The organism is Comamonas sediminis (assembly GCF_041107495.1).
Classification (GTDB): domain Bacteria; phylum Pseudomonadota; class Gammaproteobacteria; order Burkholderiales; family Burkholderiaceae_C; genus Comamonas; species Comamonas sediminis.
This window is the reverse complement of the sequence record NZ_JBGBDC010000001.1, coordinates 513,161-536,384: the sequence shown is the minus strand read 5'-3', so window position 1 is coordinate 536,384 and position 23,224 is coordinate 513,161. Positions and strand designations below refer to the sequence as shown.

The 23,224-nt window shown below is 65.2% G+C and carries 17 protein-coding genes; 8 read left to right on the top strand and 9 right to left on the bottom strand.

The window, feature by feature from the left end:
• Positions 1-36: 36 nt before the first annotated feature.
• Together AB7A72_RS02315 and AB7A72_RS02310 are read left to right on the top strand one after the other, a co-directional pair.
• Positions 37-1,392: an MFS transporter gene (locus AB7A72_RS02315; protein WP_369458895.1), complete on the top strand. Its 1,356-nt coding sequence runs from the start codon at positions 37-39 to the stop codon at positions 1,390-1,392.
• Positions 1,385-1,789, top strand: a complete 405-nt coding sequence (locus AB7A72_RS02310) for a DUF4440 domain-containing protein (RefSeq protein ID WP_369458894.1) — start codon at positions 1,385-1,387, stop codon at positions 1,787-1,789. The genes AB7A72_RS02315 and AB7A72_RS02310 overlap by 8 nt, the downstream gene beginning before the upstream one ends.
• Before the next feature lie 144 nt (positions 1,790-1,933).
• Here AB7A72_RS02310 and AB7A72_RS02305 read toward each other — a convergent pair whose 3' ends face one another.
• Positions 1,934-2,899, bottom strand: a complete 966-nt coding sequence (locus tag AB7A72_RS02305; RefSeq protein WP_369458893.1) for a TauD/TfdA dioxygenase family protein — start codon at positions 2,897-2,899, stop codon at positions 1,934-1,936.
• Positions 2,900-3,080: 181 nt separating this feature from the next.
• On the opposite strand from AB7A72_RS02305, the gene AB7A72_RS02300 reads away from it, so the two are divergent.
• Both AB7A72_RS02300 and AB7A72_RS02295 read left to right on the top strand, forming a co-directional pair.
• Complete coding sequence (locus AB7A72_RS02300) at positions 3,081-4,265, top strand: acyl-CoA dehydrogenase family protein (protein ID WP_369458892.1); 1,185 nt, start codon at positions 3,081-3,083, stop codon at positions 4,263-4,265.
• An 83-nt stretch (positions 4,266-4,348) separates the two neighbouring features.
• The gene (locus AB7A72_RS02295; protein ID WP_369458891.1) at positions 4,349-5,434 is read left to right on the top strand and encodes a LacI family DNA-binding transcriptional regulator; all 1,086 of its coding nucleotides are present in this window, start codon (positions 4,349-4,351) and stop codon (positions 5,432-5,434) included.
• On the opposite strand, the gene AB7A72_RS02290 is transcribed toward AB7A72_RS02295, so the two are convergent.
• Genes AB7A72_RS02290 through AB7A72_RS02275 form a run of 4 tightly spaced genes read right to left on the bottom strand, consistent with a single transcriptional unit; the run spans position 5,423 to position 10,622 of the window.
• Complete coding sequence (locus AB7A72_RS02290) at positions 5,423-7,030, bottom strand: dipeptide ABC transporter ATP-binding protein (RefSeq protein ID WP_239811262.1); 1,608 nt, start codon at positions 7,028-7,030, stop codon at positions 5,423-5,425. The genes AB7A72_RS02295 and AB7A72_RS02290 overlap by 12 nt on opposite strands.
• Positions 7,027-7,971 (bottom strand): ABC transporter permease, encoded by a 945-nt coding sequence (locus AB7A72_RS02285; protein WP_369458889.1) that lies wholly within the window; start codon positions 7,969-7,971, stop codon positions 7,027-7,029. The genes AB7A72_RS02290 and AB7A72_RS02285 overlap by 4 nt, the downstream gene beginning before the upstream one ends.
• Positions 7,968-8,933 (bottom strand): ABC transporter permease, encoded by a 966-nt coding sequence (locus AB7A72_RS02280; protein WP_369458888.1) that lies wholly within the window; start codon positions 8,931-8,933, stop codon positions 7,968-7,970. The genes AB7A72_RS02285 and AB7A72_RS02280 overlap by 4 nt, the downstream gene beginning before the upstream one ends.
• A 3-nt stretch (positions 8,934-8,936) precedes the next feature.
• Positions 8,937-10,622 (bottom strand): ABC transporter substrate-binding protein, encoded by a 1,686-nt coding sequence (locus AB7A72_RS02275; protein WP_312409962.1) that lies wholly within the window; start codon positions 10,620-10,622, stop codon positions 8,937-8,939.
• Positions 10,623-10,734: 112 nt separating this feature from the next.
• Between AB7A72_RS02275 and AB7A72_RS02270 the strand changes: the two genes are divergently transcribed.
• Genes AB7A72_RS02270 through AB7A72_RS02260 form a run of 3 tightly spaced genes read left to right on the top strand, consistent with a single transcriptional unit; the run spans position 10,735 to position 14,140 of the window.
• Entirely contained in the window at positions 10,735-12,033 is a 1,299-nt protein-coding gene (locus tag AB7A72_RS02270) for an acyl-CoA dehydrogenase family protein (protein ID WP_369458887.1), read from the top strand.
• Positions 12,030-13,301: an LLM class flavin-dependent oxidoreductase gene (locus tag AB7A72_RS02265; RefSeq protein ID WP_369458886.1), complete on the top strand. Its 1,272-nt coding sequence runs from the start codon at positions 12,030-12,032 to the stop codon at positions 13,299-13,301. The genes AB7A72_RS02270 and AB7A72_RS02265 overlap by 4 nt, the downstream gene beginning before the upstream one ends.
• Positions 13,298-14,140 (top strand): LLM class oxidoreductase, encoded by an 843-nt coding sequence (locus tag AB7A72_RS02260; RefSeq protein WP_369458885.1) that lies wholly within the window; start codon positions 13,298-13,300, stop codon positions 14,138-14,140. The genes AB7A72_RS02265 and AB7A72_RS02260 overlap by 4 nt, the downstream gene beginning before the upstream one ends.
• 140 nt (positions 14,141-14,280) lie before the next feature.
• Here AB7A72_RS02260 and AB7A72_RS02255 read toward each other — a convergent pair whose 3' ends face one another.
• Positions 14,281-15,213, bottom strand: coding sequence for a LysR family transcriptional regulator (locus AB7A72_RS02255; protein ID WP_369458884.1), 933 nt, complete (start codon positions 15,211-15,213; stop codon positions 14,281-14,283).
• Between the two features lie 103 nt (positions 15,214-15,316).
• Here AB7A72_RS02255 and AB7A72_RS02250 point away from each other — a divergent pair, with 103 nt between their 5' ends.
• A complete protein-coding gene (locus AB7A72_RS02250; protein ID WP_369458883.1) occupies positions 15,317-16,051 on the top strand; it encodes an SDR family oxidoreductase in 735 nt (244 codons plus the stop codon).
• A 163-nt stretch (positions 16,052-16,214) separates the two neighbouring features.
• Here AB7A72_RS02250 and AB7A72_RS02245 read toward each other — a convergent pair whose 3' ends face one another.
• The 3 genes from AB7A72_RS02245 to AB7A72_RS02235 form a co-directional block, all read right to left on the bottom strand.
• The gene (locus tag AB7A72_RS02245) at positions 16,215-17,405 is read right to left on the bottom strand and encodes an Ig-like domain-containing protein (RefSeq protein WP_455423815.1); all 1,191 of its coding nucleotides are present in this window, start codon (positions 17,403-17,405) and stop codon (positions 16,215-16,217) included.
• Positions 17,406-18,654: 1,249 nt separating this feature from the next.
• Complete coding sequence (locus AB7A72_RS02240; protein WP_369458881.1) at positions 18,655-21,783, bottom strand: error-prone DNA polymerase; 3,129 nt, start codon at positions 21,781-21,783, stop codon at positions 18,655-18,657.
• Between the two features lie 24 nt (positions 21,784-21,807).
• Complete coding sequence (locus AB7A72_RS02235) at positions 21,808-23,217, bottom strand: Y-family DNA polymerase (RefSeq protein ID WP_369459097.1); 1,410 nt, start codon at positions 23,215-23,217, stop codon at positions 21,808-21,810.
• Between the last annotated feature and the right edge of the window lie 7 nt (positions 23,218-23,224).

Sequence of the window (23,224 nt, the reverse complement as noted above, 5' to 3'; positions counted from 1 at the left end):
AGCGCTGCCTACCATCCTGGGCCAAAGGGATCCAAGATGACGTACCGCTACCGCATTGCCACCGTGTTCCTGCTGGGATTTTTCATTGACTGCATCAACATCTTCATGCCTGCCGTGGCCTTGCCGCGCATGGCCGCCGCGTTCCAGATCGGCAGCGCGGCCAGCGCCTGGGTGGCGAACGCCTACATTCTGGGGCTGACCCTGGTCATTCCGCTCAGCCCCTGGCTGGCCAGCCGCTGGGGCGCCCGGCGCCTGCTGGCCGCATCAATGCTGGTATTTGCAGTGGCCGTGTGGGCCTGCGGCGAGGCCAGCAGTTTTGGCCAGATGGTGGGCTGGCGCTTTGTGCAAGGCATGGCCGGAGGCCTGCTGATCCCTGTGGGCCAGGCGATGACCTTCAACCGCTTCCAAGGCGGCGAGCGGGCCCGTATCTCAACCCTGGTCATGGCGGTGGCGCTGCTGGCGCCTGCACTGTCTCCCGGCCTGGGCGGCTGGATCGTGGACCAGGCGTCCTGGCGCTGGGTCTTCCATGCCAACATACCGCTGGCGCTGGCTGCTGCTGCGTTGTCCTGGCTGTGGCTGCGCGACGAGCCCTCGCCAGCGCAGGCAAGGCCGGACCTGCCTGGCCTGCTGCTGATCAGCGCCGCGCTGGCCAGTGCCCTGCTGGGCATGTCGCTCTATGGTGCCGGCCAAGCCGGTGTGGTGGCGCTGGCTTGTGTGGGGGCTGCGCTGGGGTTCGCCTACCTCTATGCCCGGCATTTCCGCCAGGTGGCCGATGCCATTGTGGATGTGCGCTTGCTCCAAAGCCCCCGTCTCGCGTTGTCGATCTGGGTGTACTACGCGATCCCCGGCGTTTTTACCGGGGTGAACCTGCTCAATATCTTTTATCTGCAAGACCTGCTCCATATGGGAGCCGCGCAAACGGGGCGCTTCATGGTGGTGTATGCCGCTGGGGCCCTGGCAACCATGCTGCTGTGCGGGCGCCTGTACAACCGGGTGGGGGCAGGGCGCTTGTTTCTGCTGGCGATGCTGCTACACAGCCTGGGCATTGCAGCGCTGGCAGTGGTTGATTCCAGCGTGGATCTGCCGATCCTCATCCTGGCCTATGCGCTGATGGGCATGGGTGGCGGGTTGGGTGCCAACACCGCGCAGACCACGGCGCTGATGGATTTTGACGGCGCCCAAACCCACAAGGCCAGCGTGCTGTGGAACATCAACCGCCAAATGGCCTTCAGCGTGGGGGCGGCACTGCTGCTGATGCTTTTCAATGGGCTCGCCCAGCACTGGCCGGCGCCCCAGGCCTACCACCTCACATTTGCCATCGCCGCCTTGCTGGGCCTGCTTCCTCTTCTTCAACTGCGCAGCTTGCCTGCAGACCATACCCACCATGGATAAGACCTATACCCTGGCTGCCGAGCGCAGCGTCCACGCAGTGCACGAACTGATCCAGACCATTTTTGCCGGCGAGCCGGGCATGGCGCGGGCCGCCATGGGCCAGCTGATGCCCGTATTTGCCGAAGGCTTCAGCATGGTGACCACTGCGGGTGCCGTGGTGCAGCTGCCGCAGGTGGCTGCGATGTTCCAGCAGGCCGCTGGCGGCCGGCCCGGGCTGCGCATTGAGATCAGCGAGGTGGCCACTGTCTGGCAAGCCGCCAGCAGCGTGGCGCTGCGCTACAAGGAGACCCACCATCTGAACGGCAGCGCCACGGCGCGCTGGGCGACGGCGATTGTGGACTGCGCCGATGGTGACGTACGCTGGCACTCCCTGCATGAAACGGCCTTGAGCCGCTGATGCCAGGCGGGCGGCATCGGCGTGCCGCGATGACGCGCGCCGGTGCTTACTTCATCCGCTGCAGCCGCATCGCCACCCGAGATCGCTCGGCATGGATGGACGTGGTGCTGCCGACCCGTGAATCGCGCAGGCGGCCATCGCGCACTAGGCGGTTGTCGCAATCAGCCGGTCCAAGGTCTCCTGGCTGGAGGCCTCCGGGCGGCGAATGGTGCGGCTGTGCTGCCCATCGATGGAAACCGCCGGGTCGCCATGGACGGTGACTCTGCGCACGATGCGGGGTTGGTCGCCGTAGTCGTTGATGGCGAAATGCTGGGTGGAGCGGTTGTCCCAGATGGCGACGTCGTCTTGCTGCCATGACCAGCGAACAGTGTTTTCCAGGCGGGTCACGCGGTTTTGCAGCAGCTCGAAGATGCGGGCGGATTCATTGCCGGTGACGCCCAGGATGCGGCGCACGAAATGGCCGAGCAGCAGGCCGCGTTCGCCCGATACCGGGTGCACGTGGACGATGGGGTGCTCGGTTTCATAGATGGCGGAGGTGAACACCTTGGTTTGGTGGTCGAGGCGGCTGCTGTCCACCTGTGTGCGTTCGGCACCGTAGTCGTAGTCGTTGCTGTGCAGCGCCCAGAGGCTGTCGGCGAGGGCCTTGAGCTGGGGCGGCAGGTTGCGGTAGGCCGCCGTGGTGTCGGCCCACACCGTGTCGCCGCCGTAGGGCGGAATGACCACGCCGCGCAGCACGGAGTATTTGGGAAAGGCGTCAAGGAAAGTGACATCGGTGTGCCAGGAGTCCGCGCGGCCCCCACCCTTGGAGGCATCGAGTTCGAAGATCTTGGTGCCTGATGGCGCAGGCACCGTGGGGTGGGCGACGGTCTTGCCCAGCCGCGCGCCGAAAGCCTGGTGGGACGCGTCATCGAGATGGCCCTGGCCACGGAAGAAGAGCACCTTGTATTTCACCAGCGCGCGGGTCAGGTCGGCAATGGTCTGCTCCGGCAGATCGGGTGTGAGCTGGATGTTCTGTACCTCGCCGCCGAGGGTGCCCGCAACACGTCGGATCTGCAGGTTGCCAATGCTGGTGTCCACCGCAGACGAGGCGGTGGGTGTGCGAGCGTTCATCTTGATTCTCTCTAGGTGGTAGTGGCTGGGATGAAGCGATGGCAATGACAACGCGTTCATCCTGAAACTACAAAGTGTCCTGTCTCTCCAGAGAATTGGTTGGAAGCATTTCAGATATGGAGATGCGCATTTCGTCTATGCAGAACGGCAGCGCCCATCGCCCGGTCGCTATATTGTCGGTATGACTTTTCAAGCCGATCTCTCCAACCCCTTCCTGCGCCAGGCTGTTGAGCTGCGCGATGTATTTGCGCGCGATGCGATCGAACGCGACAAGGCAGGCGGAAAGCCGCTGGAGCAGTATCAGCAGATCAAGGACAGTGGCTTGCTGCGGCTGGGCATTCCCGCGCAGCACGGCGGCGCTGGCCAGCCCTGGTCCACCGCATTGCGGGTGGTGCGCGAGTTCGCCCAGGCCGACAGCTCGGTGGCGCATCTGTTTGGCTACCATGGATCGTCGTTGCACTCTGCGCATGTGCTCAGCAGTCCCCAGCAGGCCGCGCAGCTGTATGCGGCCTCGGCGGAGGGCAACTGGTTCTGGGCCAACAATTCCAATGCCGGAGCGCGCAGCCTGACGGGGCGCTGGCAGGGTGACCACTGGGTTCTGAATGGCAGCAAGCCTTATACCTCGGGCAGCCATGTGGCAGACCATCTGCATATCACCTGGGTGGACGAGGACAGCGGTGAGACCATCGATGCCGCTATCCCCGCAGGCCGCGCAGGATGGAAGGCGCTGGACGATTGGGATGCCTTTGGCCAGCGCCAGACGGGCAGTGGCACCTGCAGCTATGAGAACGTGCGGGTCGAAGCCCATGAGGTCTACGAGCGCCGCAGCGCCACGCCGCGCGCTCCGTACCGCACGCTGATTCCGTTTGTGCAGCAAAGTGTGCTGCTCAATGTGTTTCTGGGCACCGCGCAGGGTGCGCTGCTGCGCGCGCGCGCGTACTCGCTCAACGACAGCCGCCCCTGGGTGCATTCAGGCGTCGAGCGGCATGTGGATGATCCCTGGGTCAAGCGCGTGTATGGCGATCTGTACACCCGCACGCTGGCCGCGACCGCGCTGGCCGACCAGGCACTCGGCGTGCTGGACCGGGTTTGGGCGCGTGGCGAGGCATTGACGGCGGCCGAGCGCGGCGAGGCCGCGATTCCGCTGGCGGCGGCCAATGCCTTTGCAGGCAATACCGCGCTGGAGGTGACCAGCAAGATCTTCGAGGTGACAGGCACCCGCTCCACATCGAACGAGCTGGGGTTGGACCGCTTCTGGCGCAATGTGCGCACGCATACCTTGCACAACCCCGAAGAGTACAAGACCCGCAATGTGGGCTACTGGTTTCTGACGGGCGAGCCGCCCGTGCCCAGCGGCATCCAATGAGGGGATGCGCTGTGCCCGCGCGGCGATGGAAAGCCTTAGACTCGGAGTGATCACCCCTCCAGCCTTGCGCCATCCTCACTGACGTGACCCCGACCCCACCGCACCCCGATGACGATCACTGTCCGGCCTCCCCAGCCGAGCATCCGCTGCCAGATGGCGGCGCGGTGCGGCTGACGTCCAAGGACATTGGCCGCCTGGTGGGCGTGTCCCAGGCCACCGTCTCCAATGCCATCAACCGGCCCCATCTGGTCGCGCCTGCCACGCTGGCGGCCATCGAGCGGGTGATGGCCGACCATGGTTACAGCGTGAACAGCTCGGCCCGCGCGCTGAAGTCCGGCATCGGCAAGGCACTGGGCGTGGTGGTGCTCGATGTGGCCAATCCGTTCTGGGGCGAGGTGGTCAAGGGCATCGAGACGGTGACGGCGCCCGGGCGCATTCCGCTCATCATCGGCAGCTCCAACGAGGATGCCGAGACCGAGAGCGCGATTTTTCAGTCGTTTGAATCACAGGGTGTGCGCGGCATTCTGGTGGCACCCACGCCGTCCAATCTGCCGCTGCTGCGCCGTTTTCGGGCCAAGGGTATCCAGGTGGTGCTGCTCGACAGCGAAGACCCGCAGGGCGAGTTTCCCTCCATCAGTCTGGACCATGCCGCTGGCGCTGAACTGGCAGCAGCCTATCTGCGTGATGGTGGCCACCGGGAGGTGGCATTGGTCAATGGCTCGCCCGATATCTCCTGGTGTGCCAGCCGGTCGCGCGGCTTTCATGCGGGCTTCGCGGGTGTGGCCGATGCGCGTATCCATGAGATCAGCCGCACGGCGATGACGGTAGAAGAGGGCCGGCAAAGCGTGGATGTGCTGCTGGAGTTGTTGAAGCAGCACCCCCCGATCACCGCAGTTTTCTGCACCAATGACATGCTGGCCTTGGGCGTGCTCAAGGGGTTGCACGAGCGCGGCATTGCCGTGCCCGGTGATCTGTCCGTCGTGGGCTACGACGATGCGGTGTTTGCCGAACTGCTCTCGCCCGGCCTCACCACGGTGCACCAGAATGCCACGGCCATCGGCCGTGCCGCAGCGCTGCTGATGACGCTGGATGCGGCCGTGCCGCAGGCGCCCGAGCCGCTGCAGCCCCCGCACCTGGTGGTGCGGGGCTCCGCACGCTCATTGCGCTGATGCCGCGAGGGGCGCCATGCCCAGATGCGGAACGGCCGCAATGAGCTGGCGCGTGTAGTCGTCCCGGGGATGCTCCAGCACCTGGCGCGCATCGCCGTACTCGCGCAGCTCGCCATGGCGCAGTACGGCCACATCGTGGCTCACCTGGCGGATAACGCCCAGGTCGTGCGAGATGAAGAGCATGGCCACGCCGGTTTCACGCTGCAGTGCGGTGATCAGTTCGAGAATCTGCTTCTGCACCGACACATCGAGTGCGGAGACGGGCTCATCCAGCACCACGATCTGCGGCTCGGTCGCCAGCGCCCGGGCAATGGCCACGCGCTGGCGCTGTCCGCCCGACAGCGTCAGCGGCCTGCGTGCCGCCAGCGCGGGATCGAGCCCCACCTTGTGCAGCCACTGGGCTACGCGCTCGTCACTGCGCGCGGCGGGCTCGCGGCCAAAGCGCAGCCACAGCGCCTCTGCCAGCACGCGGCCCACGGTGTAGCGCGGGTCAAATGCAGACAGCGGGTCCTGGTGCACAAACTGAATGGGCCGTGCGCGGCTGCGCGGCGGTGGGGCACGCAGCGTATCCGCGTGGATTTGTCCTTCGGTCGCGCTTTGCAGGCCGGCCACGATGCGGGCCAGCGTGGTCTTGCCGGAGCCCGATTCCCCTACCAGCCCCAGCGTGCGGCCGTGGCGCAGTTCAATGTCCACACCGCGCAGGGCTTCACGCCCGGCAAAGCGCTGGCGGATATGGACGGCGCGCAGCAGCACCGGCGCATGGCCCGTCGCAGTGGCGGGCGCTGGGTCATCAAGCCGGGGGATGGCGGCCATCAGGCTGCGCGTGTAGGCATGCGTGGGTTGGCGCAGCACCTGGTCCGCCGGGCCGTTCTCCACCACCTGGCCCTGGCGCAGCACCAGCACCTGGTCGGCCAGCTGCGACACCACGCCCAGATCGTGGCTGATGAGGATGAGGGCAATGCCCTGGCGCTTGAGCTCGCCAAAGAGCGCGAGGATTTCCTTTTGCACTGACACATCGAGCGCCGTGGTGGGTTCGTCGGCAATCAGGATGGGCGGGTTGCCGGCAATGGCGGTGGCGATCAGCGCACGCTGGCGCAGCCCGCCCGAGAGCTGGCTGGGGTATTCGTGGATGCGTGTCGCCGGATCGGGCATGTGGGCCCGGGTGAGCAGTTCCAGGGCCCGCGCGTGCTCCTGCTCGCGTGTGGCGGATCCGGTTGCGCGGATGGCTTCCTGCAGCTCCTGCCCAATGGTGCGCAAGGGGTCGAGCGAGACCAGCGCATCCTGCAGGATGTAGCCGACCTTGCGGCCGCGCAGGCTGCGCCACTGCCGCTCGCCCAGGCGCAGAGCATTCTGGCCATCGATCTCCAGCGCATCGGCGGTGATGCGGGCGTTCGGGCCATTGAGCCCCACCAGGCAGCGCGCGCTCACGCTTTTGCCGGAACCGGATTCCCCCACCAGCGCGACGCACTGGCCCGGCTGCACCTCAAAGCTCAGGCCTGATACGGCCTGGCGCATGCGCCCACGCTCTTCAAACGCCACCGACAGGTTGCGCACGCGCAGCAGGGGCGCTGACGGGGTGTTGAATAGCAAACTCACAGCCGGCCCTCCGAACGCTGCTGCAGCCAGCGGCCCAGCCAGGTGGTGCTCATCACGAACAAGGTGATGGCGAGCCCCGGGAACACTGCCGCCCACCAGCCCATGCTGAGAAAGTTGCGGGCATTGGTGAGCATGGCGCCCCATTCGGGCGATGGCGGCAGGTTGCCCAGCCCCAGAAAGCTCAGCGCGGCGCCCGCCAGCGTGGCGCTGCTCAGACCGATGGTGGCCACCACGATCAGGGGCCGCAGTGCATTGGGCACGATATGGCGCAACACGACCTCGGCACGGCTCAGGCCCAGTGCCTGTGCGGCCTCGATGTAGCTGGCCGAGCGCACGCGCAAGGTCTCGGCGCGCACGATGCGGGTGTAGTAGGGGATGCCGGCGATGCCGATGGCAATGGCCGCGTTGAAGATGCCGCTGCCGAACAGCGAGACGATGAACACGGCGAGCAGTAATTCCGGAAACGCGGCCCCGATATCGGTGATCCGCATGACCACCGTGGGCACCACGCGCTGCGTAAGCCCGGCCAGCAGGCCAAGCACCGTGCCCACCGCGAGCGACAGCGTCACCGCGCTCAGGCCCAGCAGAATGGACGGCCGCGCGCCGTGTACCACGCGCGTGTAGACATCGCGGCCGATCTGGTCCGTACCCATCGGATGGTGCAGCGAGGGGGGCTGCAGCAGCTGGCTGCGGTCGGCCGCGAGGGGATCGCCCGGAGCCAGCAGGCTCGGAGCAATCACCGCACACAGCAGCAACAGAAGCACGGCCACCGCGAGTGCGGCGGCCACCGTGCCCGCACGCGGCAGGCGCCAACGTGAGCGCGAAAACCGGGGCTCTGTGCGTTCTGCGGCTGCCGCTGCGGGCGCGTGATGGGTGCTTGGGATGCCAGGGGCGTTAGGACCGCGGTGGGCATCAAGGGGGATCGAAAGCGTCTGGTTCATGGCTGCGGCGACTCTGTCTGCAGGCGGTGGTCGATAAGGAGGTAGGCGAAGTCGATCAGCAGGTTCATGACCACAAAGGCCAGTGTGGCAAGAGATACCAGGCCCAGCACCAGTGGCATGTCCTGGCGGGTGACGGCATTGACCAGCAGGCGGCCGAGGCCGGGGCGGCCAAACAGCGTTTCGGTGATGGCGGCGCCACCCAGCAGCGCGCCAAAGCTGTAGCCCGCCATGGTCAGGTAGGGAATCACCGCGTGGCGCAGGCCGTGCCGCAGCTTGGCCGCCAGCACCGACAGCCCGCGTGCGCGGGCCGTGGTGATGAAGGGCTGCTCCAGCACATCGTCCATGGAGCGGCGCAGCACCTGTGCGAGCGGTGCGGCTGTAGGCAGGGCAATGGTCAGCGCGGGCAGGATGAGCGAGCGCAGCCCCCCGGTATCCAGCAAGGGGAACAGCTGCCAGTTCACGGTGAAGAGCAGCATCAGCAGAAAGCCGATCCAGAACACGGGCGTGGAGGCGAGCACCAGTTCCACGGCGCCGGCGATGGCACTGGTGCGGCGGCGCCCGGCGCTCAAAATGCCCACGGCCAGCGACAGCAGCACCGCCAGGCCGCAGGCCAGGCTGGCCAGTGCCAAGGTGGGACGGGCCTGCTCGGCAATCAAGGTGGCAACGGGCTGCTCCTGCACATAGGACATGCCCATGTCACCCTGCACCAGGCGCGACAGGTAGAACAGGTACTGCATCACCAGCGGCTCGTCCAGGTGGTATTCCTTGCGGATGGCGGCCAGCACTTCGGCGGTGATGGCCACGGCGTCGCCGCCTGCGCCTGCAATGACAAAGGCCGGATCTACCGGCACCAGCCTGAGCGCGAAAAACGCTGCGGTGATGGCCCCCAGCACGGTGAGCGCGCTCAGGCCCACACGGTGGAGGACCCGGCGGGAGAGAGGGCGCAGCGAGGCAGGCGTCACCGCTTACTTTCCGATCCAGGCATCGAACAGGTAGGGCTGCGGCCAGGCCTTGTCCCAGGCCACGCCGTGCACGTTCTTCTGAATGGCGACGAGACGGGCACGCGAGTACAGCGGCACCGAGGGCGCGTAGTTGGGCAGGATCTCCTGCGCCTGGGCGTAGTAGCGGGCGCGGTCGGGTGACTTGCCCGATGCCCGCGCCTTGGCCAGCAGGGCGTCAAGCTCGGGAATGCTCAGGAACGAGGCGTTGGAGCCCACGGTGCTGCCATCGCTGATGTTGTCGCTGCCGTAGAGGCGCCACAGCTGCATGCCGGTGGCTTCGGACTGGAACGTGCCCAGCAGGCCATAGTTGCCGTTGTAGAGGCGTTCGGGCAGATCGGTGACAGGCTGCAGCTTGATCTCGAAGCCGAGCTTGCGCGCATCGATCTGCACCTGCTCCAACGTGCGCTGTGCCAGCTGGTCGTTGTCGGCGTAGGGGATGGAGGCGCTCAGGCGCTGGCCCTCCTTGCTGCGGTAGCCCTGCGCATCGCGCGTGCCCCAGCCGGCTTCGTCCAGCAGCCGGTTGGCCTTGTCCGCGTCATAGCTGATCTTGTTCTTCAGCTCCTTGTTGAAGTCGGGCGTGGTGCTGGCCAGGTATTCCTGCACCGGGTAGGCACCGAAGGTGGCGCTGGCGACGATCTCTTCGCGGTTCAGGCCATGCAGCAGGGCCTGGCGCACTTCGAGCTTGTCGAAAGGCGCGCGGCGGGTGTTGAAATGCAGGCTGTAGCCCACGCCAGGCAGCAGGAATTCTTCGTTTTGGTAATCCGCGCTTTGCTTCACGCTCTTGGCATATTCGGGGGCGATGTAGTCCACCACATGCGCTTCCTTGGTGGTCAGCGCGTTGTAGCGCGTCTGGTCTTCGGGCAGGAAGACGTACTTGACGCTGTCCAGGTAGGCTGCGCCAGCGTGGAACTGTGCGGGGGCCCATTGGTAGTCGTCGTTGCGCACATAGGTCAGGCTCTGGCCCTTGACCCAGCTGTCGAACTTGAAGGGGCCGGTGCCGATGAGCTTGGTGGCCAGCGACTTGGGGTCCTGCTCGATCTGCTGCTGCGAAAGAATGCCGAAGTAGGGCGCGGCAATCAAGGTGAGAAAGCTCGACTCGGGCGTGCCCAGCTTCACCGACACGGTGTATTCGTCGATGACCGTCGCCACCGGCTTGAGCTTGGCGGTGGAGCCGGTCGACTTGTTGGCCGGGTTGTTCACATAGTCAAAGTTGGCCTTGACGGCCGCCGCATTGAAGGGCGTGCCATCGTGAAAATGCACATCCTTGCGCAGGTGGAAGACGTAGGTGGTGGCGTCATCCGACACCTCCCAGCTCGATGCCAGCCACGGCGCGTGCGTGCCGTCGCCGTTGTCCCAGACCAGGGAATCCAGCGCCGGGCGCACCGAATGCGCGCCCGAGCCCTGGTCCACCAGCGGATTGAGCTGAGCGGGCTCGGCACGGATGGCGACCACGAGCTGGCCACCGCGCACCGGCTCGGCCTGTGCGGCCGGAGCAGCGGATGCGCCCGCTGCGGAAGCCGTGGAGGCGGGCGCAGTTTCCGTCTTGGAGCACGCAGCCAGAACCAGACCGACCAGGCCCCCGCCCAGCGTCAAAGCCAGTCTGCGCGACACCGGGGCCGTGAAGTGTTGAGGTGCTTTTTCGTAAGTCATTAGAAGAATTTATTCGTATCAATTTCGAAGTACTACTAGTATCATGTATAAAAATCTTTTTCGTTATTCGATTTATGCATATCAATCTTCGCTTTCTTGATGGAGAGTTCTCGTGACCTCGGCGCTTCAATCTTCTTTTCGCTTCGCTCCCTTCTTCACTGCGCAGGCATTGGGTCTGCCGCCTTCGCTGGCCCCCAGGGTCGATGCGGTGTTGGACACATTGGGGGACCGCGCCGCCGGGCGCGATCGGGATGGCGGCTCCCTGGCAAAAGAGCTGCGAGCGCTGGCCGAGCTCGGCGTGACTTCTGCGCGTTTGGCTACGGCGCAGGGCGGCCTGGGATGGAGCTATGCGCAGAACGTGGACTTGCTGATCGCTCTGGCGCGCGCCGACTCGAGCGCCGCGCAGAGCCTGCGGTCTCATTTCCTCTACGTGGAGCATCTTGTGCGCCACCCCGAGCTGCCGGGCAATGCCTTTGGCGTTGCCGAGGTGGCGGGCGGCAAGCTCTTTGCGAGCGCGACCACCGAGATCGGCCCTATCGCCGTGGGCGCTGTCGGCACCACGGTTGCGCCTGATGGTCAGGGCCGTCTGCGTCTGAACGGCTCGAAGTTCTACACCACGGGGGCTGGCTATGCCGACTGGGTCAACGTGTTCGCAGCCGACACCGAAGGCACGCACATCCTTGCCACCGTGGCCCTTGAAGACCAGGGCGTGACCGTGGTGGATGACTGGGACGGTGTCGGTCAGCGCCTGACCATGAGCGGCACGATGCAGTTCGAGCAGGTGCTGGTCGATCCCGCCCGTGTGCGGCCGCGAGCGCGCTCGGAAGACACGCCTTCTGGCTTGCAGGACGCGATGGCCCAGCTCACGCACCTGGCCACGCTCACCGGCATTGCCATTCGTGCCTTTGAAGATGCTGCCGCGTGGCTGCATGGCCGCAAGCGCCACTTCAGCCATGCAGCCGCCTCGGTGCCTGCCGACGACCCCTTGGTGCAGGAGCAGGTCGGCCGCCTGGAGGCGGTAGCCGGCACGGCCTTGCTCGCGGTGCGCTCCGCTGCGCTGCAGCTGCAGACGCCCCGCGACAACGTGTTGGGCGATCCGTATGCAGATGGGCATCGTGCCGTCACGCAGCTGCAGGTGGTGTTGCCCGCATTGGTTCTCGACGCGACGCAGGCGCTGTTTGATATTGGCGGCGGCTCCATGGTGGTGGCCGCGCGTGGGCTGGATCGGCACTGGCGCAATGCACGCACCCTGGCATCGCACAACCCGTCGCCGCAGAAGGCACGCGTGCTGGGCCATGAGGCGCTCAACGGCGTTGCGCTGCCGACCATCTGGTATGCCGGCACTGCCGCTGGAGCACCGGCCAATGCCGCAGCGCCAGCGCCAACGCTGGCGGGGGAGTCGCAGCCATGAGCAGCTTCATCCTCAATGCCAACATCTACGACTTCGGCACGGACGCGGGCGCCTGGCGGGCGCCGGGCACCGGCCCCCGTGACAACCTGAGCGAAGCGTTCTGGCGCACCGTGGCCCGTACCGCCGAAGAGGGCGGGCTTGACGGCATCTTTCTGGCCGATGGGCCGGGGCTGTCGTCCAACCCGGCCATCCGCCCCAACCGCATGGTGGAGCCGCTGGCCACGCTGGCTGTGGTGCTCTCGGAGACCAGCCGGCTGGGCGTGATCGCCACGGTGTCCACGGGCTCGAACGATCCGGTGGAGCTTGCCAGCCGCCTGCTGGACTACAACCTGCTGTCGCAAGGCCGGTTTGGCTGGAATGTGGTGACGGGCTTGCCAGAGCTTTCCGCCCAGGACTTCAAGGTGCCCCAAACACCGGAGCGCGCCGACCGCTATGCCCGCGCCACCGAGTTTCTGCAGGTTTATGCCCACTACCTGGATGCCGTGCGCGAGGGCAAGGATTTCCACCACTCGGGCGAGCGCTTACAGTATTCACTCGCGCGGGGCGAATTGCCTACCCAGGGGGCAGCAGCGCGCTTCAGCACACAGGTGCGCCCGCTCATCGTGCAGGCCGGTGGATCGGAGCAGGGCCGGCGCCTTGCCGCGCAAAGCGCCGATGCCGTGTTCTCCGCCGAGACGGTGTTCGAGGTGGCGCGCAAAAACCGGCTGGAGCTGCATGCGATGGCGCGCGAGTCCGGCCGCCGGCCGCCCGTGGTGCTGCCCGGCGTGCATCTGGTGATCGGCTCGACGCAAGCGGAGGCCGAGGCGCGCTTTCAGCGTGTGCACCAGCGTGGCCCTAAGGACTATGTGCTGCAGCGTTTCTCCAGCCTGCTCGACATTCCCGCTGACCGGCTCGATCCGCAGGCCCCGGCCTCGGCCCTGGAACAACTGGCCGGCTCCACGGAGCGTGGTTCTGCGGGTTTCCGCAAATCCATCACCGCCTATGGCGTGGCCAACGGCCTCACGATCGGTCAGCTCATCCGGCATTTTTCCGGATTTGGTCACCAGTTCTTTGTGGGCACACCCGAGCAGTTTGCCGATGTGGCTGAGCGCTGGTGGCGCGGCGGTGCCGCCGATGGCTTCAACCTGCTGTTCGACGCCAACCCCATCGGGCTGCGCGAGTTCGTGGACCATGCCATGCCCGTGCTGCGCCAGCGCGGCATTGTGCCGCCCGAGCCAGTGGCCACCCCCCTTGCTTTCGCCCAACGCCTTCAGGAGCTTTCTGCATGACGGTACACACCGTGTTGGACCTTTCCGGCCAGGCGCTGGAAGACATTCTCATCACCCTCGCCGGCGGCGGCGCGCCTGCCGCCGCACTGGGCAAGGCCTTGGATGCCCTGCCGGTTGCAGCCTACGCACTGGGCCTGGGCGCAGCGGCCGCCAGCGCGCGGGATACCTCCGTGGCGCTGTCCTTTCTGCTCGCCTTTACGCGCAGCAGCCGCTTCATTGCCAGTGCCCATCCCGCGCAGCAGCACCCCATCAATCTGGCACGCAACCTCTCGACGCTCAACGCACTGCATGGCCCGCGCATCGGCCTGGCCTTGCACGCAGATGCGCCCACCGCCGGCTGGTTTCGGCCCGAGGATGCGGCGTCTCCCGCCAGCGCTGCCGACTATTTGCGCCTGGTCTCCTCGCTCTGGGACAGCTGGCCCATGGACGCGCTGATTGGCGATACCGACGGCGGCCGCTATGTGGATGCCGACCGCATCGTGCGCATCGCGGACCCCGTCTACACCCATATCGGCGGCCCGCTCACGCTGCCCACCGATATCCCCGGCAAGCCCCCGCTGCTGCTGCTCTCGCCCCACGGCGCGGAGGCTTCTACCGACCCTTCGGTGGACCTTCAGCTCAACGAGACCGCGCCGGGGTCAGGCCATTTCGTGAGCGACCATGTAAGCCTGCGCACCGGAGCGCCATCGCTGGACGCCGTCCTCGCCTGGCCCCTCGAAGCCCATGCGCGGGCGCAACGCGCATCGATACGCGAAGCCCTGCAGCTGCCCGCTGGACGTATGGCTGCTGTGGGGCAGACGCCGGTTTTCAAGGATGCAGCGGTGGCGGTGCGGGTGTGAGGGGTGGCGCGGCGGGATGAGGTTTCCCCATACGCCCTTGGTGCTGATGGTCCGCAAGGAACACCTGACCAAGGACGAGCGGTGTCAAGGATGACCTGGTTGGATGTTGCTGATGATTGAAGGGAGTTCTGCATCGATTTTTATTTTTCACTTGTTGGTTTTGTTGCAGGTGATGATCCAGCCACCGGCGCCCAGCCTTTGACATGCTCCACCAAGGCCCTTAGCTTGCGCGGCTGGTTTCTGCGACTGGGGTAGTAGAGGTAAAAACCGGGGAAGTAGGGCAGGTAGCTGTCCAGCACCGAGACCAGTTCCCCGCGTTCCAGGTAGGGCGCAAAGGTCTCCTCCATGCCGATGGTGATGCCGCCATCGGCCAGCGCGGTGCGCACCATCAGCAGCATGTCATTGGTGGTGACACGGGGGGCGACCGCTAGGCTGAAGTCTCGCCCGTCTTCCTGGAATTCCCAGCGGTAGGGGGCGAGCTCCAGCTCGGCGCGCCAGCCGATGCAGCGGTGGCCCAGCAGGTCATGGGGGTGCTGGGGCGTTCCGTGAGCGGACAGGTAGGCAGGGGTGGCGACGACCACCTGGCGTTGCGGCCCCGTCAGCGGGATGGCGATCATGTCCTGCTCGATGACTTCACCGAGGCGCAGGCCGGCATCGAAGCCACCTGCAATGATGTCGGATTCGTCATCGGTGACGGTGACATCCAAGGTGATATGTGGGTGGGCGGCGGCAAAGGCGCTGATCAAGGGGCCGGACAGAAAGCGCTCGGCGATGGAGGTGACCGCCACGCGCAGCAGCCCGCGCGCCGGGCCTTCTTCAGATACTTCTTCAAGCGCCACCTGTACGGCGGCCAAGGGGCCGCTGATTTGCTGGTGCAGTGTCTGGCCAGCCTCGGTCAGGCGCACATGGCGGGTGGTGCGGTGGACCAGCGCAATGCCCAGTTGGTCCTCCAGCTTGCGCATGGCCTGGCTGACGGCAGAGCGTGTCACGCCCAACTGATCGGCAGCAGCACGGAAGTTTTGTGCTTTGGCCACCGCCAAAAAGCAGTGGAGCAGGTGGAGTTCGTCTTTCATTGGTTAGAAAGTCTAACCAAATTGTGCAGCATTGGTGCACTTCTCTGATCAAGACAAGTTGCCTACAGTTTGAACTTTCCAACGCCATTGCAGAAAGTTCTCCATGAAAAACGTGCTCGACAAAGTCATTTTGATCACCGGTGCCAGCAGCGGTATCGGTGAAGCCACCGCCAAGCTGCTGGCCGCGCACGGCGCCACCGTCGTGCTCGGCGCCCGCCGGGTCGACAAACTGGACCAGATCGTGGCCGATATCCAGAACGCAGGCGGTGTGGCCGAAGCGCTGGCGCTGGATGTGACCCAGCGTGCGCAGCTGCAGGCCTTTGCCGACCATGCACTGATTCGCCATGGGCGCATCGACGCCATCATCAACAACGCCGGCGTGATGCCCTTGTCACCGCTTGCCGCATTGCGGGTGGACGAGTGGGACTGGATGATCGATGTGAACATTCGCGGTGTGCTGCACGGCATTGCGGCGGTGTTGCCCACCATGCGCCAGCAGGGCTTTGGGCATGTCGTGAACATTGCCTCCATCGGTGCGCATGCGGTGTCGCCCACCGCCGCCGTCTACTGCGCGACCAAGTACGCGGTCTGGGCCATCTCGGAAGGCCTGCGGCAGGAAAGCAGCGACATCCGCGTGACCACGATCAGCCCCGGGGTGACGGAGTCGGAGTTGGCGGAAACCATCACGGATGCCGCTGGCCGCGAAGAGATGAAGGAGTTCCGCAAGGTGGCGATCAGCGCATCGGCGATCGCACGGGCCATCCATTTTGCGATCTCGCAGCCGGCGGATGTGGATACCAGCGAGATCATCATGCGGCCTACGGCGAGCCCGCATTGAAGCTGTTTGTTGCCTCCGGCCTGACAAGGCCAGCACAGCAGCTCCCGTTTTTAAAAAAGGCCGTGCCCCGCCGGATAGTGGACACGGCTTGGTTGGTTTCTGTAGCCATGCGCGCTTTAGTGCCGGCTGTGGCCCTTTACCAGTACCCAAAAAACGTCTGGCCTTAGGCCGATGGATGCTTTCGAGGTGATCGGCGTGCGCCAAACCAGCCCACGGCCGCCAATGCTGCACTCAGCAAAGCCACGAGCCATTGGTTGAGCACCGGGACCGCTTGGGGTGTGGGGGCTCGGGGCGTCACCTCAACGGCTGACGATGGGGGCGTGGTTTCTCCGTTGGAGAGGTGGGCCACGGCCTGGCAGGAGTAGCTGACGCCATTGGCGAGCCCATTCAATGCCACTGGTGGAGTTACCGCCTGTGCCTGTATGTTCCCCGCTGATGAGGTGCATTGCACGTCGTAGTTCAACACGCTTACTCCCGCCATCAACGGGGCCGGCGGGTCGATGGCCAACGTGATGGTTTTGTCGCTGGCCGTTGCGCTGGTGATGGTCGGTGCCGTTGCTGCGGCAAGCTTCAAAACCACCTGTGCCTGTGTGCATGGCAATGCTCCGCCGGGCCCGGCGCAGACTTGGTATTCGAAGCCAGTACCTGAAAAGCCTGCGGCCGGAGTGAAGCTGAAGCTTCCGTCAGGGTTGAGGGATACGTTGCCTTGCGATGGTGCCGGTGCAGACACAAGCGTGTATTCAGCATCGCTGAAGGCATGGGGGTCATTGAGGCGAACACTGTCGTTGATCACGCCATTCACCATGAACTCGTCGTCGGCGGCCGTTATCGGAGTGAGGCCCGTGATGACCATATCCCGGAACTGTTGATTCTGGCTGGCGCCCCCGGTTGATGCGCTCAGTCCCAGTTTGAAGCTTGCGGGGACGGCGTTGATGCCATTAATGGGTGTTCCGCCAATGACAATATCTTTGCTCCAGATTTCGACGCCATCGATGGAAACCGTCAAGCGGATATCGGGTGCAGGCGTGATCGTCACACGGACATGCTTGGGGGCGGATCGGTTGGCAGATAGGTTTCCGCTGTAGGGCATCTCTCCCAGCCACGGGTTGCTGCTGCTGGAGCCACGCATACCCAGATGGTTTGACGATGTGCCGAAGCCGGAATTTCCCAAACCTCCACCATAGTGGTCAAATCCCAAACCGACATAGGCACCCAGCATGGTGTTGTAGCCCAGCTGTGAGCCGCCCAGTCCCAGATTGGCGGCTTGGCTCCCATCCATCAGGAACACCGTGAACCCATCTCCTTGACCAAATGCCGGTGTCAGAGAGCCGCCATTGTTGGTCGATAGGTACATGGCGTAATCAAATTCGACATCCAGGCCGGCAGCACTGCTAACGGGGGAGTTGAATACTGCGGCCCCGATTTGGCTCCCCGCATTTGGTGTTATTTCGAGCCAGCCGTTACCTGCACTGTCATTGTCTGCCCCTACTGCCGTAGACGGTGTTGGTGACGCTGTGAGCCTGGCTGAGCCCAACAAAGACCATGCGGCAGCCTGGTCACTTCTGAATGGCTCCGAGACAAACGTCTGTGCATTTGACGCTGTGCCGAAAACGAAGAGTGCTGATACAGCGATGGACTTTGAGATCGGTGTCATGACTTGGCCAGAATCCTTGATGGACTTTGTTTGGAAATGTAACTTTAAATTTTCTTCCCGCCCATTCCTGTTGTCAATCGCTTAAATCAGTGAAAGGGAATACCCTGGGTAATATTGAAAAAGCACGCGGAGAAATTTCTCAATACCGTTGTACGTCGTCAAGATGAAAATATGTGGTGGGATGCCGCATGCATTATTAAAAAATACTCACCGAAAATCCCGGCTCCGAATCCGCAGGCTGTCAAACCAATCCGACGCATCCCGCAGCTGGTGCGTATGCAGTGTTTCCCACTGCCGCTGTCTACTGCGCTGTCAAGTTGAGGGCAATGCAAAGCGCTGGTATTCGTGTGCTATTCGTCACTCCTGAGCCAAGGTCTGTGGCCGAACCCAGTAGCGATGCGCTCATGCAAGCTATTGGCTCATGTCCAAGGCCAGAATGTCTTTGTCGGTGTTTGCATCTTCGGGTGCGAAGCAGTGCAGTGAGCCATCTTGTGCGTTGATGAACAACCTTCCGCAAGACCGACACTGCCACATTGTTCGTGTGGATGCTTGGAAGATGCTTCGCGCGCGCATGTATGCGTCGTCCTTGCTCAATTTGCCATCGGCAATCGGGTCGATGACTTGCTCGTCAATTGCATCAAGCGCGACAAACCGACTCTGATCAGGCATTAAATGGGCTTTGTGGGATAACTGGTCGGTGCTATCAACAATGAGAGCGCCACAGCGGCATGGGATTTTCAAAATTGAGCCTTTAGTTGGGTGCGATTGGAATGACGGTTCGGCATCTGGCAGGGCACGATGTGGGGCGTTCAAGCTGAAGCTGTCATGCCAATGCTGAAGTCTTGCCGGACTGCCGCAGCATACCCTTGTGCTTCGGCATGAGTCTCATGGGCACCCAAAGCTAGGCTTAGGAGTCGGTGTGAATCCAATCCATCGGCGTCCACCCCCTTCACCGAAAATCCCGGCTCCGAATCCGCAGGCTGTCAAACCAATCCGACACATCCCGCAGCTGGTGTGCGATCAGGTTGCCGACCTCGCCGCTGCGCTGCCAGCGGCCTTGCACGGCCAGGAACTGGGCGTGCAGCAGCGCGTCGCGCTGGGCGCTGCGCAGGTGGGGCCAGCAGATGACTTGCAGGTTGCCGGTTTCGTCTTCCAGGGTGATGAAGATGACGCCTTTGGCGGTGGGCGGCTGCTGGCGCAGGGTGACGATGCCGCAGGCGCGCACCCAGCTGCCGTCGCGGGCTTCGCGCAGCTCTGCCTGGGTTTGGAAGCGGTGGCGCTGCAGGCGCTCGCGCAGCAAGGCCATGGGGTGGCGGCGCAGGCTCAGGCCCAGCGCGGCATAGTCCCAGTGGATGTCTTCCTGCTCGCTGGCGGCGGGCAACTGTAGCTCGTCTTCGTCGATGGGGGCGGCGCGCAGCAGGCGGCTGTGGTGCAGCGGCGCAGAGGCCTGCCAGAGCTGGTTGCGGCGGTGGCCTTCGAGGCTGGCCAGTGCGTCGGCGGCGGCCAGGTACTTCATCGCCGGGGCATCGAGCTGGGCGCGGCGGGCCAGGTCCTGGGCGCTGACAAAGGGGGCGGCGTCGCGGGCCTGCAGCAGGCGCGCGGCCTGCGTCTGCTGCAGCTGCTTGACCAGGCGCAGGCCCAGGCGCACGGCGGGATAGGGGCCGCTGGAAGGCTCGGTGCTGCAGTCCATGCCGCTGTGCATCACATCGACGGGCAGTACCTGCACGCCATGGCGCTTGGCATCCTGGATCAGCTGGCTGTTGCTGTAAAAGCCCAGCGGCTGGCTGTTGATCATGGCCACCAGAAACTCGGCCGGGTAGTGGCATTTGATCCAGGCGCTGAAATACACCAGGATCGCAAAGCTGGCGGCATGGCTTTCAGGAAAACCGTATTCCGAAAAGCCCTGGATCTGTTGAAAGATCGACTCGGCAAAGGCCTGCGAGTAGCCGTTGCCGGTCATGCCGTTGATGATCTTGTCGTAGTACTTTTGCAGATTGCCGGTGCGGCGCCAGGCCGCCATCGAGCGGCGCAGCTGGTCGGCCTCGCCGGCGCTGAAGCCGGCCGCATCGATGGCGATCTGCATCACCTGCTCCTGGAAGATGGGCACGCCCAGGGTGCGCTCCAGCGCCGGGCGCAGCAGCTCGCTTTCGTACTGCACTTTCTCCAGCCCCTGGCGGCGGCGCAGATAGGGGTGGACCATGCCGCCCTGGATGGGGCCGGGCCGCACCAGCGCGACCTCGATCACCAGGTCGTAGAACTTTCGCGGCCGCAGGCGCGGCAGCATGCTCATCTGGGCGCGGCTCTCGATCTGGAAGACGCCGATCGTGTCGGCCGCGCAGATCATGTCGTAGGTGGGTTCGTCGCCGTGCGGGATATCGCCCAGCGCAAAGCTGCGGCCCTGGCGTGCGCCCACCAGGTGCAGCATTTTTTGCAGCGCGGTGAGCATGCCCAGCGCCAGCACATCGACCTTGAGCAGGCCGACGGCATCGAGGTCGTCCTTGTCCCACTGGATGACGGTGCGGTTCTCCATGCTGGCGCGCTCGATCGGCACGATGCGCGAGAGCGGGCCCCGGGTGAGCACAAAGCCGCCCACATGCTGGGACAGGTGGCGCGGAAAATCGCGCAGGGTTTCGACCAGCTCCTGCAGCTGGCGCACGGCCAGGTCGCCCGCCTGCAGGCCGCACTGGGCCAGCGCTTCGGCCCGCAGCAGCTCGTCGTCCCAGCGCGAATGGTCGCGTGCCAGCAGGTCAATGCTGGGCAGCGCAAAGCCCAGCGCCTTGGCCACATCGCGGATCGCGGATTTGCGCCGGTAGCGGATGACCACGGCGGTGAGGCCGGCGCGGTGCAGGCCGTATTTCTTGTACAGGTACTGGATGACCTCTTCGCGCCGGGCATGCTCGAAGTCCACATCGATATCGGGCGGCTCGTTGCGCTCCTTGCTGATGAAGCGCTCGAACAGCACTCGGGTCTTGTCTGGATCGACCTCGGTGATGTGCAGGCAATAGCAGACCGCCGAGTTGGCGGCCGAGCCCCGGCCCTGGCAGAGGATGTCCTTGCTGCGGGCAAAGCGCACGATGTCGTAGACGGTCAGAAAGTAGTGCTCGTACTGCAGCTCGGAGATCAGCGCCAGCTCTTTCTCCAGGGTGGCCTGCACCTTCGGCGGCGTGCCTTGCGGCCAGCGGCGGGCCGCCCCTTCGTAGCTGAGCTGGCGCAGGTAGGCCGCCGGTGTGAGCTGGGGCGGCACCACCTCGTCGGGGTACTGGTAGCGCAGCTCGGTCAGCGAGAACTGGCAGCGCGCTGCAATGCCCAAGCTGGCCTCCAGCAGATCGGGCGGGTACATCTGCGCCAGCCGCAGCCGGCTGCGCAGGTGCTGCTCGGCATTGGGCTGCAGCGCGTAGCCGCAGTCGGTCAGCGGTGTGCGCAGGCGGATGGCGGTCAGCACATCCTGCATGGGCTTGCGCGAGCGCACATGCATGTGCACATTGCCGGCAGCTACCAGCGGCGCGCCGCTGCTGCTGCCCGCTGCGCGCATCTGCGCCAGCCAGGCCTCGTCGCCCAGGCTGCGGTCCAGCTGCACGGCCAGCCAGCAGCGGCCGGCAAAGTGCTGCTGCAGCCAGGCGGCCTGGGCCTGGATTTGCGCTGGGCTGGCCTGGCGGCTGGGAGCCAGCAGCAGCAGGCAGTCTTGCAGCGCGCGCGGGTGGATGGCCGATTGCGCCAGCGCATAGCTGCCCTTGGGCGATTTGCGCCGCAGCTGGGTGATGAGGGCGCAGAGGTTGCCGTAGCCATGCAGGTTGCAGGCCAGTGCCACCAAGGTGAAAGCGGGTGCGGCCGTATCGCTGGGCTGCACCTCGAACTGCGCGCCGACGATCAGCGGCAGCCCGCAGTCACGCGCTGCGACATGGGCACGCACGATGCCGGCGAGCGAGCATTCATCGGTCAGGGCCAGCGCGCGGTAGCCCTGGGCGTGGGCGCGCTCGACCAGCTCATGCGGGTGGCTGGCGCCGCGCAGAAAGCTGAAATTGCTCAGGCACCACAGCTCGGCGTAGTGGGGGATGGTGAGTTTGGGACGCGTGGCCATGGCTCTAGACGGGTGCGGCGCTGCTCAGGCAAAACGGCCATGCAGAAACCAGGCACCGCTGTTGGCGGACAAGCGGGTGTGGAAGATCCACAGCAAGCCGGCATGTGGGCTGTGGGCGACCCAGTAATCGCGCAGCGCGGTGTGGGCGGTTTGGGTGATGGGGGCGGGTTTGGGCGGGCTTTCGCGGTCATTTCGGTGATCGCGGTGGTCGCTGCCGGGGGCCGCCTCGTCGATGTGGGTGTCTCCATCCGCACCGCTCACCGGCAAAAAGCCGGGGCTGCGGTGCCACCAGCCGCCTTCAATGCGTTGCGGGCCCAGCAGCAATTGCAAGGGGCCGTGGTAGAGCGGCCGGCTCTGCTTGTCCTGCAGCAGTTGCAGCGGCGTGGGTAGCAAGAAGCTGGGTTGGGCAAGGGGCGGCACATGGAGTGGTACATGGGGCTGTGCAGCGGGTGGGGCGGCCTTGGCCTTGCCGGCGGGTTGCGCGGGCAGCCACTGCACCTGCCACTCGGGGCGGTGGTCGGGCCGCAAGAGCGGGCGCTGCACCTGGTCGGCACCCAGGCGGGCGGTGATGCGTTCCAGCACCTGCTCCAGGCTTTCGCCATCGGCGGTTTTGTCAGGCAGCAGGCTGGCGCTGCGCTCTTGCAGCGCTTCGGGCGTATCGGCATGCAGGCTCAACTCGCCCACCGGGGCTTGCAGTTCCACATGGGCCAGGTGCTCCTGCAGCAGGCGGCACAGGTGCTGCAGATCGCGCGTGGTGCTGGCGGTGTGGATGGTCAGCTCGCCGCCATCGCCCACATGGCGGGAGCGCATCGCATCGTGGCACCAGCGCAGCCGGAAGCTGCGCACGCCTGCACGCTGCGCCGCCAGCCAGCCGCACAGCTGCAGCAGCAGGTGGCGCGCACCCTGCATCAGCGCATCGGCCTGGTCGATGCGCATGGGCAGCTCCAGCCGGGCATCGAAACGGGCAGGCAGGCTGATCCAGGAGTAGCGGTCGGGCAGCAGGCCATGGGCCTGGTCGAGGGCGGTCAGGATGCCGGTATCCATGCGCCGGGCCAGCGCCCCCCGGGGCAGTGCATGGACGGCGCCCAGGCTCTGGCAGCCCAGCTGGCTCAGCAGCTCGGCATGCCGGGCCACTGCATCGATGGCATGCAGCGGCAAAGGGGCCAGCACCTGCGGCAGCGGCTGGCCCATGCCGTGGCGGATACCGCAGCGCGCCAGCGCAATCGCGGCCAGGCTGGTGGGGGCCCAACTGATGGCTTGCACGCCCAGCTCGCGGCTCTCGCGCAGCAGGCGCCGGGCCAGTGGCTGGCGGCCGCCAAACAGGCGCTCGCTGGCTGACAGCTCCAGCACCAGTGCATCGCCAAAAACCGTGTCCGATGGCACGCAGGCCAGGCGCGGCGTGAACTGCTGCGCCCACAGCGCCAGGCCTTGCATATCGGCC

What these genes read in the sequence shown, in the direction of transcription:
- AB7A72_RS02250 (WP_369458883.1), top strand. Translation starts at nt 15,317, where the DNA reads ATGAAAAACGTGCTCGACAAAGTCATTTTGATCACCGGTGCCAGCAGC.
- AB7A72_RS02235 (WP_369459097.1), bottom strand. Translation starts at nt 23,217, where the DNA reads ATGCAAGGCCTGGCGCTGTGGGCGCAGCAGTTCACGCCGCGCCTGGCC.
- AB7A72_RS02310 (WP_369458894.1), top strand. Translation starts at nt 1,385, where the DNA reads ATGGATAAGACCTATACCCTGGCTGCCGAGCGCAGCGTCCACGCAGTG.
- AB7A72_RS02255 (WP_369458884.1), bottom strand. Translation starts at nt 15,213, where the DNA reads ATGAAAGACGAACTCCACCTGCTCCACTGCTTTTTGGCGGTGGCCAAA.
- AB7A72_RS02285 (WP_369458889.1), bottom strand. Translation starts at nt 7,971, where the DNA reads ATGAACCAGACGCTTTCGATCCCCCTTGATGCCCACCGCGGTCCTAAC.
- AB7A72_RS02315 (WP_369458895.1), top strand. Translation starts at nt 37, where the DNA reads ATGACGTACCGCTACCGCATTGCCACCGTGTTCCTGCTGGGATTTTTC.
- AB7A72_RS02240 (WP_369458881.1), bottom strand. Translation starts at nt 21,783, where the DNA reads ATGGCCACGCGTCCCAAACTCACCATCCCCCACTACGCCGAGCTGTGG.
- AB7A72_RS02300 (WP_369458892.1), top strand. Translation starts at nt 3,081, where the DNA reads ATGACTTTTCAAGCCGATCTCTCCAACCCCTTCCTGCGCCAGGCTGTT.
- AB7A72_RS02265 (WP_369458886.1), top strand. Translation starts at nt 12,030, where the DNA reads ATGAGCAGCTTCATCCTCAATGCCAACATCTACGACTTCGGCACGGAC.
- AB7A72_RS02260 (WP_369458885.1), top strand. Translation starts at nt 13,298, where the DNA reads ATGACGGTACACACCGTGTTGGACCTTTCCGGCCAGGCGCTGGAAGAC.
- AB7A72_RS02275 (WP_312409962.1), bottom strand. Translation starts at nt 10,622, where the DNA reads ATGACTTACGAAAAAGCACCTCAACACTTCACGGCCCCGGTGTCGCGC.
- AB7A72_RS02305 (WP_369458893.1), bottom strand. Translation starts at nt 2,899, where the DNA reads ATGAACGCTCGCACACCCACCGCCTCGTCTGCGGTGGACACCAGCATT.
- AB7A72_RS02245 (WP_455423815.1), bottom strand. Translation starts at nt 17,405, where the DNA reads ATGTACCTATCGACCAACAATGGCGGCTCTCTGACACCGGCATTTGGT.